This window comes from Dactylosporangium maewongense (assembly GCF_039531485.1).
Taxonomy (GTDB): domain Bacteria; phylum Actinomycetota; class Actinomycetes; order Mycobacteriales; family Micromonosporaceae; genus Dactylosporangium; species Dactylosporangium maewongense.
Window position 1 is genome coordinate 97,513 of record NZ_BAAAQD010000002.1, and the last position, 11,913, is coordinate 109,425.

At 70.7% G+C, this 11,913-nt stretch carries 13 protein-coding genes; 10 read left to right on the forward strand and 3 right to left on the reverse strand.

Annotation, left to right across the window (positions count from 1 at the left end):
- Positions 1-10: 10 nt before the first annotated feature.
- The 5 genes from ABD332_RS07315 (at position 11) to ABD332_RS07335 (ending at position 3,466) form a co-directional block, all read left to right on the forward strand.
- Entirely contained in the window at positions 11-499 is a 489-nt protein-coding gene (locus ABD332_RS07315) for a hypothetical protein (RefSeq protein ID WP_344500942.1), read from the forward strand.
- Positions 492-1,109: an NADPH-dependent F420 reductase gene (locus ABD332_RS07320; protein WP_344501452.1), complete on the forward strand. Its 618-nt coding sequence runs from the start codon at positions 492-494 to the stop codon at positions 1,107-1,109. The genes ABD332_RS07315 and ABD332_RS07320 overlap by 8 nt, the downstream gene beginning before the upstream one ends.
- A gap of 15 nt (positions 1,110-1,124) precedes the next feature.
- Positions 1,125-1,733 carry a hypothetical protein gene (locus ABD332_RS07325; protein ID WP_344500944.1) on the forward strand — a complete coding sequence of 203 codons (609 nt, stop codon included), beginning with the start codon at positions 1,125-1,127 and terminating at the stop codon, positions 1,731-1,733.
- Positions 1,734-1,841: 108 nt separating this feature from the next.
- Positions 1,842-2,657: an HAD family hydrolase gene (locus tag ABD332_RS07330; protein WP_344500946.1), complete on the forward strand. Its 816-nt coding sequence runs from the start codon at positions 1,842-1,844 to the stop codon at positions 2,655-2,657.
- Positions 2,654-3,466: an HAD family hydrolase gene (locus tag ABD332_RS07335; RefSeq protein WP_344500948.1), complete on the forward strand. Its 813-nt coding sequence runs from the start codon at positions 2,654-2,656 to the stop codon at positions 3,464-3,466. The genes ABD332_RS07330 and ABD332_RS07335 overlap by 4 nt, the downstream gene beginning before the upstream one ends.
- 75 nt (positions 3,467-3,541) lie before the next feature.
- Here the strand turns inward: ABD332_RS07335 and ABD332_RS07340 are convergent, their stop codons facing one another.
- Positions 3,542-4,078 (reverse strand): bacterial proteasome activator family protein, encoded by a 537-nt coding sequence (locus ABD332_RS07340; RefSeq protein ID WP_344500950.1) that lies wholly within the window; start codon positions 4,076-4,078, stop codon positions 3,542-3,544.
- Between the two features lie 83 nt (positions 4,079-4,161).
- Here ABD332_RS07340 and ABD332_RS07345 point away from each other — a divergent pair, with 83 nt between their 5' ends.
- From ABD332_RS07345 to ABD332_RS07355, 3 genes are all read left to right on the forward strand, one after another.
- Positions 4,162-4,980: an alpha/beta hydrolase family protein gene (locus ABD332_RS07345; protein ID WP_344500952.1), complete on the forward strand. Its 819-nt coding sequence runs from the start codon at positions 4,162-4,164 to the stop codon at positions 4,978-4,980.
- A 12-nt stretch (positions 4,981-4,992) separates the two neighbouring features.
- On the forward strand, positions 4,993-6,267 hold the full coding sequence (locus ABD332_RS07350; protein ID WP_344500954.1) for an ABC transporter substrate-binding protein: 1,275 nt from the start codon (positions 4,993-4,995) through the stop codon (positions 6,265-6,267).
- A 225-nt stretch (positions 6,268-6,492) separates the two neighbouring features.
- Positions 6,493-8,370, forward strand: a complete 1,878-nt coding sequence (locus tag ABD332_RS07355; protein ID WP_344500956.1) for a peptidase MA family metallohydrolase — start codon at positions 6,493-6,495, stop codon at positions 8,368-8,370.
- A 51-nt stretch (positions 8,371-8,421) separates the two neighbouring features.
- Here ABD332_RS07355 and ABD332_RS07360 read toward each other — a convergent pair whose 3' ends face one another.
- Both ABD332_RS07360 and ABD332_RS07365 read right to left on the reverse strand, forming a co-directional pair.
- The gene (locus ABD332_RS07360; protein WP_344500958.1) at positions 8,422-8,670 is read right to left on the reverse strand and encodes a hypothetical protein; all 249 of its coding nucleotides are present in this window, start codon (positions 8,668-8,670) and stop codon (positions 8,422-8,424) included.
- 54 nt (positions 8,671-8,724) lie between these two features.
- Positions 8,725-10,089, reverse strand: a complete 1,365-nt coding sequence (locus tag ABD332_RS07365) for an ABC transporter substrate-binding protein (protein ID WP_344500960.1) — start codon at positions 10,087-10,089, stop codon at positions 8,725-8,727.
- Positions 10,090-10,198: 109 nt separating this feature from the next.
- On the opposite strand from ABD332_RS07365, the gene ABD332_RS07370 reads away from it, so the two are divergent.
- Both ABD332_RS07370 and ABD332_RS07375 read left to right on the forward strand, forming a co-directional pair.
- On the forward strand, positions 10,199-10,624 hold the full coding sequence (locus ABD332_RS07370) for a hotdog fold thioesterase (protein WP_344500962.1): 426 nt from the start codon (positions 10,199-10,201) through the stop codon (positions 10,622-10,624).
- A gap of 48 nt (positions 10,625-10,672) precedes the next feature.
- Complete coding sequence (locus ABD332_RS07375; protein WP_344500964.1) at positions 10,673-11,065, forward strand: hypothetical protein; 393 nt, start codon at positions 10,673-10,675, stop codon at positions 11,063-11,065.
- Positions 11,066-11,913: the final 848 nt, after the last annotated feature.

An 11,913-nucleotide genomic window follows, 5' to 3' on the forward strand; every position in this document is an offset into this window, starting at 1 on the left:
GATCAAGTTGATGCAGCGCAAACTGGTGCAGATCGGCGGCCTGCTGGCCGTGGTCGGCCTGCTCACCGGCATTGCCTCGATCTTCGTGCCGTGGGTGCAGCAGCTGGTGGTGACGGGGTCCGGGCGCCGGGCCCAGCAACGCCTCGACAGCCTCACCGTGCTCAACATCCGCATGGGGCTCTGGTACGTGATTCTGCTGCTCACCCTGATCGCGGTACTCGGCGCGGCGGTACTCGGCGCGAACCAGGGCCGCAAGTTCGCCGGGCTCGCCGGGCCGGTCCTGTCGCTGGTGACCGCATCGGTCGTAGTGAGCCTCATCACCACGTTCGACGGTCAGCTCGCCGGGCCGGGCCGGATCGCGGATGTGGGCACGTCAGCGGGCAGCTGGCTGGCGCTCGCGGCGATGCCGCTGCTCGGGTTCGCCTGCGGGCTGATCGCGATCGGCCGCGCGCGCCGGCATGTTTCCGCACCGGCGGGTGTTGCCGGTGAGCATGACTGATCTCAATGTGGGGGTCCTCGGCACCGGCATGGTCGGCGACGCGATCGCGACCAGGCTGGTCGAGGTTGGGTATGACGTCGTCATGGGTTCCCGCGAGGCCACCAACCCGAAGGCCGTCGCCTGGGCCGAGCGGACCGGCGGCCGGGCCGGCACGTTCGCCGACGCGGCCGCGCACGGCCAGCTGATCTTCAACGCCACCCCGGGCAACCTGTCGCTCGACGTGCTGCGCGCCGCCGGCGACCTGACCGGCAAGGTCCTCGCCGACATCTCCAACGACCTCACGGCCGCGGCGGTGAAGCCCGTCGCCGCCGGCCTGCAGGAGGCGTTCCCCGAGCTGAAGGTCGTCAAGACGCTCAACACCGTCAACGCCGACATCATGGTGCGCCCCGACCTGCTGTCCGAGCCGCACAACATCTTCGTCGCCGGCGCCGACGCCGGGGCGAAGACCCTGGTCAAGGGGGTGCTGGCGAAGTTCGGCTGGCCCGAGGGCGACGTGCTGGACCTCGGCGGGATCGACAAGGCGTTCGCGATGGAGCAGTACCTGCCGATGTGGCTGGCCGTCTGGGGCGTCAAGCAGGATCTTCGGTTCAACCTGAGGTTCGTTTCCTGAGCTACCCTGCGCGGTATGTCTGAGCCGGCTGCTTTGGATTCCGTCGACGATCGCGGGCGCGACGGTGGCGAGCGTGGCCCCGGCCCGGTCGGCATGGCCCTGCTCGTCTCGGGGTTCGTGCTGGCCGCGGCCGCCCAGTACCTGCCGTGGGCGTCGGTCGACCTGCGGTCGGCGGCCGGCGGGGAGGACGAGGTCTCCGGGCCCGTGCCGGCCAGCATCGAGCTCGACCTGGCCAGCTTCAACAACGGCCACGTCATCGCCTACCTCGTCACCGTCGCGCTCGCCCTCGTCGGCGTCGGCGTGCTGGCGGCGACCCGCGGCCCGGTCCGCCGTGCCGCGGCGGCCGCCGCGCTGGGCCTGCTCGCCGGCAACGCGCTCGTGCTCGTCGGGCTCAAGAAGGCCATCGAGCACGTCGGGGGCAGCGCGCTGGTGTCGTACCGGCTGCCGGAGGAGACCATCCACATCGGCGCCGGGTATCCGCTGGCGATCGCCGCGACCGTCCTGCTGGCCGCGGGGGTGCTGATCGCCGCCCGGATGCTGCCGGACATCGGCCGCCGGCGCCCCGTGGACGAGCCGCACGACGGCGCCGAGCCCCTCGAGCTGACCGTCACCCCGCTGCAGTGATGTCCTCATCAGGACGTCGTACGTTCGGTTGAGATTTACTCGCATGGTGTGACCTTGGCTGACTGCGGAGGTACGGTTGCTGCCCCGCTGACGCGGAAGGAGCACCGAATGCGCAGTTTGCCCAAGCTCATCGCGACCGACCTCGACGGCACGCTCGTGCGGAGTGACGACACGGTGAGCGCCTACACCCGGGACGTCCTGGAGCGGGTCAAGGCCGCCGGTATCCACATCGTGGGCGCCACCGGCCGCGGTCCCCGCCTGACCCAGCTCGTCCGGTCCGACATCCCGTCCGCCGACTTCCTCGTCATGGGTGGCGGCAGCCGGGTCCTCGACATCCGCGATCCCGCCCACCCGGTCGTCCTGCGCGACGAGCGGCTCCAGGGCGACGCCCTCGCCGAGGTCCTCACCCTGCTCGAGCAGGAGCTCGGCGTCCTGTCCGTGCTCATCGAGGCCGGCGACCACCACGAGGCGCCGCTGTGGGGCGACACCGACCCGCACTGGCGCTACCCCGACGTCGTCGAGGCCCGGGTCCGCGCGGAGTGCCTCACCGGCCCCGTCCTCAAGGGCTTCGCCCGGCACCCCACCTGCGACGTCGACGAGGTGCTCGCCGTCGCGGAGCGCGTCGTCCCCGCGAGCATGGCCACGATCACCCAGGCCGGCCTCGGGTACATCGAGATCTGCCCGCCCGGCGTCGACAAGGCCACCGGCCTGCAGTTCGTCGCCACCGCCCTCGGTATCGACCCCGGCGACATCCTCGTCTTCGGCGACATGCCCAACGACGTGCCCATGTTCCGCTGGGCCGGCTTCGGCCGCGTCGCCGTCGCCAACGCCCACCCAGCCCTGAAGGCCCTCGCCGACGAGACGACGCTCACCAACGACGAGGACGGGGTCGCGACCTACCTCGAAGCTATGTTGAAGCTGTGACGCAGACCCCGCGACTGGTGGCCACCGATCTCGACGGCACCCTCGTCGGCCGGGACCGCACGGTCAGCCCCCGCACCGTCGAGGTGCTCCACCGCCTCGACGCCGCGGGGATCGTGATCGTGCTGGTCACCGGCCGTCCGATCCGGTGGCTGCATCCGGTGTACGACCAGCTGACCGTCCGGCCGATCGCCATCTGCGCCAACGGGGCGGCGACCTACGACCCCAGCACCGACAGCATCGTGCACAGCACCCCGATCGAGCCGGTCACACTCGCCGAGATCTGCTCCCGCCTGCGCGCCACCGTGCCAGGCGTCGTCTTCGCCGTCGAACGCGACGGCGGCCGCGAGATGCGCCACGAGGAGGAGTTCCCGGTCGGCCCGTGGGAGGTCAACCACGAGTCGGTGGGCCCCGTCACGCACGAGGAGCTCCTGACCCGCCCCGCCGCGAAGCTTCTGGTCCGCGCCGGCGTCCAGCAGCCCGACGAGTTCACCGCCCTGGTCGGCGCGTGCCTCGACGGCCTGGGCGAGGCCACGAACTCCTCCTCCAGCGGCATGGTCGAGGTCTCCGCCGTCGGCGTCACGAAGGCGACGGCGCTCGCCCGGGTCGCCCGCGAGCACGCCGTGCCGTCCGCCGAGGTGGTCGCCTTCGGCGACATGCCCAACGACCTGGCCATGCTCGCCTGGGCCGGCCGGGGCGTCGCCATGGCCAACGGACACCCCGCCGTCCTGGCCGCCGCCCACGACGTCACCACAGCGACCAACGAGGACGACGGCGTCGCCGTCTACCTGGAGTCCCTCTACCGCTACTGACGCCGCCGGATCATGGGAACGCCACGATCGGCAGGCGCCTTCGCGGTCCTGCCGATCGTGGCGGTCTGCAAGGTGTTACAGGTACTGGCCGGTGCCGGAGGGCATCGGCTGACCCGGCGGGGTCTGCACGCCGCCCGGGCCGCCGGTGAGGGCGGGCCGGCCGCGCATCTGCTCGAGCTGGACCCGGGCCGCCATCTGCTGGGCGACCAGCGCCGCCTGGATGCCGTGGAACAAGCCCTCCAGCCAGCCGACCAGCTGCGCCTGGGCGATGCGCAGCTCGGCCTCGCTCGGCGTGGAGTCGTCGTCGAACGGCAGGGACAGCCGCTCCAGCTCGTCGCGCAGCTCGGGGGCGAGACCGTCCTCCAGCTCGGTGATCGACCGGCGGTGGATCTCCTTGAGCCGGCTGCGTCCCGCCTCGTCGAGTGGGGCGGCACGGACCTCCTCGAGCAGCTGCTTGATCATGCTGCCGATGCGCATGACCTTGGCCGGCTGCTCGATGAGCTTGCTCGGGTCCTCCGCACCTTCCTCGTCGCTGGACATGGTGCCGAGCGGACGTCCGTCGGGCCCGACCACCAGCACGGTGCGCGACTCGTCCTGCGCCTCATCTGCCATGGTTCCTAGTCTTGCCTACCCACCGCTCGGGCTACCACAAAGGGGCCCTGTTGCCACGCTTCGTGACGCGTTAATGTCGCCCCGTGACGAGTGACCCCCGCGAGGTGCTCAGCCGGCCCGCCCGACCCGCGGACTTCACGCTGCGATACGGAGAGCACCCCGACCAGCTGGCCGACGTCCGGCTCCCGGCTGTGGCCGGCGCGCCGCTGGTGCTCTTCATCCACGGCGGGTTCTGGCGCAGCGAGTGGGACCGCGCGCACGCCGGGCCGCTCGCCGCGGACCTCGCCAACCGGGGCTACGCCGTCGCGACCGTCGAGTTCCGCCGCACGGGACAGCCCGGCGGCGGCTGGCCCGGCACGTTCTCCGACGTGGCGTCCGCCGCGGTCGCCGTGCCCGACCTGCTCGGCAAGGAGATCGCGCACCGCGGCCTGCGGCCCGTCGCGGTCGACCGGCCGATCCTCGCCGGGCACTCCGCCGGCGGGCACCTCGCCCTCTGGTACGCCGCGGTCGCCCCCGACGCCGTCGGCGGGGTCGTCGCGCTCGCACCCGTGGCCGACCTGGCCCGCGCGCACGAGCTCGACCTGGACGGCGGCGCGGTGGCGGCGCTGCTGGGCGGGGCGCCCGACCGGGTCCCGGAGGCGTACACGGCGGCCGACCCGATGCGCAACCTTCCGTCGAAGGTCCGGACGGTGGTCGTGCACGGCAGCGACGACACGATCGTGCCGGTGGAGCTGTCCAGGGACTACTGCCGCGCCGCCCGCCGGGCCGGCGACGACACCACGCTGGTCGAGCTGGCAGGTGTGGAACACTTCGCTGTGATCGATCCGCTGTCGGCCGCCTGGCCCGCCGTCCTCGCCGCGTTCGGGACGGTAACCCGAGGTGAGGCCGACCTCGCCGATTGACTGTCCGGCGCGATGGCGGTAGAACGCAGCGTGGGTGTCGAGGTCTTCTCGCCGCCGCAGGGTGCTGGGGAGGAAAAGTACGTGTCCCACCTGAACCGCCGCCAGGCGCTCCGACTCTTCGCGGCCGCGGGCGTGGCAGGAGCGGCCGCACCGTTACTCTCCGCATGCAGCGACAACTCCAGCAGCACGTCCAACACCGCGCCGCCGCCCGGCCCCCCGGTCAAGCTCGGCATGATCGTGCCGCTGACGGGGTCGCGCAAGGACCTCGGCAACGAGATGGACAACGGCTTCCAGCTGTACCTCAAGCTGCACGACAACAAGCTCGGCAACCGCGAGGTCCAGCTGCTCAAGGTCGACGAGGGCGAGACGCCCGACATCGGCAAGGCCGCCGCCGAGAAGCTGACCAAAGAGGACCGCGTCCTCGCCCTGACCGGCGTCGCGTCCGCCGCGACGATGATGGCGATCCGGGACACCGTCGAGGCCGCCGCCGTGCCGCTCGTCGGGTCCAACGCGTCGCCGACCGCGCTGCAGGGCGCCAACTACATCTGGCGCACCTCGTTCGTCGCCAACGAGCCCGGCCAGGCCCTCGGCAAGTGGGCCGCCGACAACGCGGGCGGCCCGCTCGCGATCGTCGCCTCCGACTATCCCGGCGACGACGACGAGGTCGCCGGGTTCCGCGACGCCTTCGTGTCGGCCAGCGGCACCATCGCCGGCAACGCGATCAAGTGGACGCCGTTCCAGCAGAAGGACTTCAGCCAGGTCTTCCAGCAGGTCAAGAATTCCGGCGCCGCGTCGATGTTCGCCTTCTACGCCGGCGCCTCCGCGATCGACTTCGTCAAGCAGTTCAAGGCCGCGAAGTTCCCCAACAGCTTCAAGCTGATCGCGCCCGGCAGCCTCACCGAAGGCTATGTCCTCAAGCAGCAGGGCGCCGACGCGAAGGACATCTACACCGCGATGAACTACTCGCCCGACCTGGACAACGCGGCCAACCGCCGGTTCATCGCCGACTACCAGAAGGCCTACGGCACGATCCCGTCGACCTACGCGATGGCCTCCTACGACGCCGCCGCCGTGCTCGACAAGGCGATCGGCGACGCGAGCCGGTCGCTGGACTCGTTCTCCCTCAACGCCGCGATCGGCAAGCTCGGGCAGATCGACAGCCCGCGGGGCGGCTGGCAGTTCAGCCAGAACCGGACGCCGCTGCAGCGCTGGTACCTGCGGCAGGTCCGCATGGACGGTGCGCTGCTGTCCAACGTGCTCACGGCCGAGCTGACCACGCTGGGCTAGCGCTTGGACCAGCTCAGACCAGTGCCGAGCCGGCGCCGCCCGGCTCGGCCGCCGCCGTGGCCGGGCCGGGGTCGACAAGGACCGCCGGCCTGGCGGAGGATGTGGTTCCGCTCCTCGACGTCGGCAGGCGATGTGACCAACCCCGAACCGGCCGCTGCGACACCCTCCGCAGCCCCTTCGACCGATGCTGCGCACGCCGGGGAAGGTCCAGCGCCGGACGCCCCCGTGACGGCCGGTCCGGCGACCGTCATCCCGGCCCAGCCCGGGCCCCCGCCGGCCGAGTCGCTGCCGTCCGCCGCTCCGGTCGCCGCGGCAGCTGGTGTACCGGTGGCCGCGCCGCCTCCCGCGCCGCCCGCGACCTGGCCCGGCGCCGTTCAGCCGGCGCAGCAACAGGGGCCGCCGTCCGGTGTGCCGCAGCAGTACGCGCCACCCCAGCAGTTCGCGCCACCGCAGCAGTACGCGCCGGCCCAGCAGTTCGCGCCGCCTCAGCAGTACATGCCGCCGCAGCAGCCGTACACGCCGCAGCAGCCGTACACGCCGCAGCAGCCGTACACGCCGCCGCAGCAGTACGGGCCACCACCGCAGCCATACGGGCCGCCGCAGCAGTACGGGCCACCACCGCAGCCATACGGGCCGCCGCAGCAGTTCGCGCCGCCCGGTCAGTACGGACCGCCGCCCGGACCCCCGCAGGTCGGAGCACCGGGTCAGCCGGCACAGTTCGTACATCAGCCGCTGACGCAGACACATCCCGCTCCCGGCTACGGCTGGCCGCCGCCGCACCTGCCGCCGCCGCCACGCCGGAGCCTGCTCTGGCCCGTCCTCACCACCCTGCTGGTGGTGAGCATGGTCCTCGCCCTCGGCGGAGCGGCCGCCGCCGCGTTGGCGCTGCGCGGCGGTGGCGGCGGCGAGACCGACCTGGTCTCCTCCACCTGGGTCGACATGCGGTCCGGGGTCGGCGGCAAGGCGATCGAGGAGCTGCTCGCCCGGCACACCGAGGCGGTCAAGAAGAAGGATCTCAACGCCTGGATGGCGGACGTCGACCAGAGCGACGCGGCGTTCGTGAAGCGGCAGAAGCAGCTGTTCGAAAACCTGGCCAAGATGCCGTTCGCCGACATCAGCTTCGACCGCACCCGGCTGCCCGCGCGGCAACTGGCGAAGTTCCTGCCGACGCAGCTGTTCGACCGGTACCACGCCGCCGTCCACGTCGAGGCCGTCACCATCCGGCACCGGGTCGAGGGCGTGGACAGCAAGACCGTCGCCACGCCGTGGATGCCGGTCGTGGCCTGGACCAACGGCAAGTGGCTCGTCGTCGGCGACGCCGCCGGCAAGGACATGCCGCTCGGCGCCAACGGCCAGCCGTGGGACTCGACCGGGCCGGTCGCCGTGCTGCGCAACGACCGCATCATCGCTGTGGTCTCCGCCGACGACGCCCAGCGCGGCCGCAACCTGCTGCAGATGGCCGAGACCAGCCTCAAGGAGGTCATCGAGGTCCGCCCGTCCGGCTGGGACGGCAAGGTCCTGTTCACCGCCGTGCAGGACAAGCGGATCTTCGACACGTACTTCGCCGAGTCGCAGGAGCGGGTCGCGCAGGTGGCGGCGATCGCCGTGCCGTTCTACAACCAGGTCGGCGACTGGGCGGGCTCGCCGGCGTACAGCTCCACCCGGGTCGTGTTCAACCCGACGCAGCTGACCGCCCAGACCGAGGAGCTCGCGCACGACCTCACGCACGAGTTCGCGCACGCCGCCATGGGGCCCGTGACGACCGCGCGAACGCCGCGGTGGGTCGTGGAGGGGTTCGCGGAGTACGTCGCCTACAGGAAGGACAAGGTGCCCGCGGCGGGCATCAGGCAGGCGCTCGGCAACCTCGTCATCTCGACCCTGCCGACCGACGACCAGTTCTACGCCGAGCCGCGCAACTACATCGCCAGCTGGCTCGCGAACCGCATGATCGCGGAGAAGTACGGCCAGGCGAAGCTGATCGCGTTCTACGAGGCGTTCCAGAACGTCTCGGAGGTCGAGTCGGCGGCCCGCGAGGTCCTGGGCATCGGCGTCAGCACGCTCGAGCAGCAGTGGCGGGACTACGTAGCACAACAGCGCGGCTGAGAGGCCTTCCTCCCTGCCGCGCTGCCGTGTTCACGTCGTGATGCGGTCCGGTCAGACCGTGGCGGGCGGGAGACCGCCGTCGCCGTCGACGACCTGCTCCGGCGTGCCATCCTCGTCGATGTCGCTCATCGTGATGTCGACCTTGCCGTCGCCGTTGGTGTCGAACTGGAACACGTCGGCCTTGCCGTCCCCGTCCGTGTCGATGGCCCAGAGGTCGGGCTTGCCGTCGTTGTTCGTGTCGCCGACGAGGAGCTCGATGCGCTGGTCGCCGCGCGTTTCGACGGTCTCGTTCTCGCTCATGCTGGGTCCTCTCACGTCAATCGAGGGGGTAGGGCTCGACGCCCCTGTGGTTCGCTAGGCCGATGGTTCCTTTATGCCCGCGGCGACCAGAGCTTTAATCACCAGCGCCGACTCGTCGAAGCCCACCAGCAGGATCGCGGTCGCCTCGAAACTCTTGATCTGCCCCGCGATCGGCGCGAACAGCTTCGTCGCGTCGGCCTTCGGGTCGTAGTTGTCCTTCGCCTCGTACTTGAGGATCAGCAGGTTGCTGGCCTTGATGCCGGCGGCCGTCAGGTCGTTGCGGACGCCTTCGGCGAGCCCGCTGCCGTACGTGTCGTCACGCGCGACGATCGCGACCTTGGTGTGCCCGTCCCGCATGATGATGTTGGCGATCGCCTTGGCCTGCAGCATGTCGGGCGGTGACGTGCGGAAGAACAGGCCCTTGTCGTCGAACTTCGTCAGCTCGTCCGACGTCGCCGACGGCGAGATCATCACCTTGCCGGCCTGCACGACCCGCGGGATGACGGCCTTGCTCACTCCCGACGCGCCCGCGCCGATGATCACGTGGACGCCACTGTTGATGAACTTCTCGACCGCCGTCTTGGCGACGTCCGGGTTGGTGCCGTCGTCGCCCTCCTCGACCACGACGGGCTGGCCGAGCACGCCACCGGCCTCGTTGATCTCCTTGATCGCCAGCTTGGCCGCGGCGAACATCGGCGGCCCCTGGAACGCCAGCGCGCCGGTCTTCGGCAGCAGCAGGCCGAACTTCAGCGCCGGGCCTTTCCCGCCGCCCTTGTTGCCACCGCTCGCGGGCGGCGGCGCCGCCTTGTTCTCGTTCTTCTCGTCACCGGCGCCGACGAATTCGGTCTTCGCCTCGTCGATGGTGTTGTTACGGCCGAAGTTCAGCACGCCATACATGGCCGACGACGGCTCGCCCGCGTCGGTGAAACCACTGCGGCGCAGCGAGATTCCGCGGTACTTGAAATCCTTGCCGGACCTGGCGGCCGTCAGGCACGCGGCGATCGTGTCGCACACGTTGTCGCCGGTCGTGACCCCGATCAGCTGCTTGGCGATCGACGACGACTCGACCGACTTGCCGGCCTCCGCGGCCAGCGCCGCCACCACGACGGCGTCATAAGACTCGCCCGCGTAGTTGAAGTCAGCGAGACTGGAGTCAATGGATTTCACCCGCCGTTTGAAGTCCTCGCTCAGCGGGGTCAGCGGGGTCGTGCCCTTCATCCCGGCGAGAACGGCCGGCGAATCCTTCAGCGCCTCGCCGAACGAGTTCGCCATGTTGCCGTCGGATCCGTAGAAGCGGATATCGCTTTTCGGCTGGGCACCGCCGTCACTCTGCGCTGTGGAACCGCAGCCGGACGCGGTGAGCAACAGACCAATCGCGGTGATTGCTCCCACGATGGCTTTGGCCGACCGTGCGCGCATGAGTGTTTCTCCTCCCCAAAGGTGCCGTGCGCACCATAGCGTGGTCTGGCCGCGGACTTAAGTGGGGAGGTGCCGGCCGGCCGTGTACCACCCGGTAACCTCTAGCGGCATGGAGGACACTGGCGTCACCCAGAGTGATGCGCTGACCGACGGCATGTCCATGCGGGGCACCCTCGCCGAGCGGATGGGCATCACCCTGCTGGAGGCCACCCCGGAGCGGGTCGTCGCCACCATGCCCGTCGCCGGCAACACGCAGCCTTACGGTCTGTTGCACGGCGGCGCCTCGGTGGTCCTCGCCGAGACGCTCGGCTCGATCGGCGCCGCCCTGCACGCGGCCCGCCTCTTCAACGGCATCGCCGTCGGCATCGACGTCAACGCCACCCACCACAAGGCCGCCCGCGACGGCATCGTCACCGGCGTCGCGACCCCCCTCCGCCTCGGCGGGATGATCGCCTCGTACGAGATCGCCATCACCGACGAAAAAGGCGACCGCGTCTGCACCGCCCGGCTGACCTGCGCACTCCGCCGGTCATAGTCTGCCGTTCGGCGCCCGCGGCTTGACTGAGCCGCATACGGTGTCGGCGTGGATGAGGCCGGAGACGAGACCTACCAGGACGCTGCCATGGTCCTGGAGTCCGCCTTGGCGGGCGATGGCGCAGGTGTGGTCCACACCTTCGACACGGTCGTCGACCGGCGCGGGATGAGCGCCGCGTACGACGTCGCATGGCGCCTCGCCGGCGAGATGGTCGGCGAGAACTTCGCCCGCGGTCCCTGGCGCCTGGAGTTCCCCGACATCGACGACGCCAACTACGACAAGCGCTGGGTCGCCCGCTTCGTCAGCGCTTACGTCAACGAGGACATCCCCAGCGGCACCGCCCTTTTCACCGTCGCCCTGGTCGACGGCAAGCTCCCCGACTGCCTCATGACCCTCGCCGGCTCCGCCGTCGCTACCCTCCGCCGCCGCGGCGCCGCGTAGAGCAATTTCGCACTTGCATATTTGCAGTGGATGCATGATAGTTGTGCATACGTCGTTACCGAGCGTCGCAGCGCCCGAACCCCTGACTGTGCGTCGACTGAGGGGTCCGCGCGGTCGGGTGAACGGGCGGGCGCTCGCCTAGCCAACTGGCCTTGGCGACCCCGGGCGCCCGCCCCCTTTTCTCGATTCCTCTCGAGGGGGCCGCGCCCATGCCACACGACTCCGTCCCACCCCCAGACACCACCCGTGCCGGGACCTCCAACGTGCCCGCGACCGCCCCGCATGCCGATGCCGGCCGTCTCGGGACCTTGCGCCTTCCCGCAGACGCCATCCGTCTTGGAACTTCTGGCGCGCCCACCGAGGCCGACCGTCCAGAGAATTCCGGCCATCCAGCCCACACCTCAGTTCCAGCCCACACCTCAGTTCCTGCCCACACCTCAGTTCCTGCCCATATCTCAGTTCCTGCCCACACCTCCGAACGGACCGCTCTCGGCAGCGTCGCTCCACACCCAGCTCTCGACACGAGCCCGGGCGTGAGCCTCGCCCTGGGCACGGAGCCACCTCCCGCCCACGGCCACTCCGCCGAGCCCGGCCCGGAAGCCCAGCCAACGTCTCGGCCTGGATCACGACCGCGGGCCGAGCTCGGCGTGCCGCTGGTCGCCCTCGCCTCCGGCGACGACCTGGCCAACGCCGAACGGCTGCTCCTCCTTCACATGCCCCGCGAGGTGACCCGAGCCTTCTGCCTCGCCTGCCGAGCCTCCTGGCCGTGCCCAGAAGTGCGGTACGCCAGAGCCCTCACCGCCGGCCAAGCGGTCTGGGGAGACCTCCTCACATGACCACCCCCGACC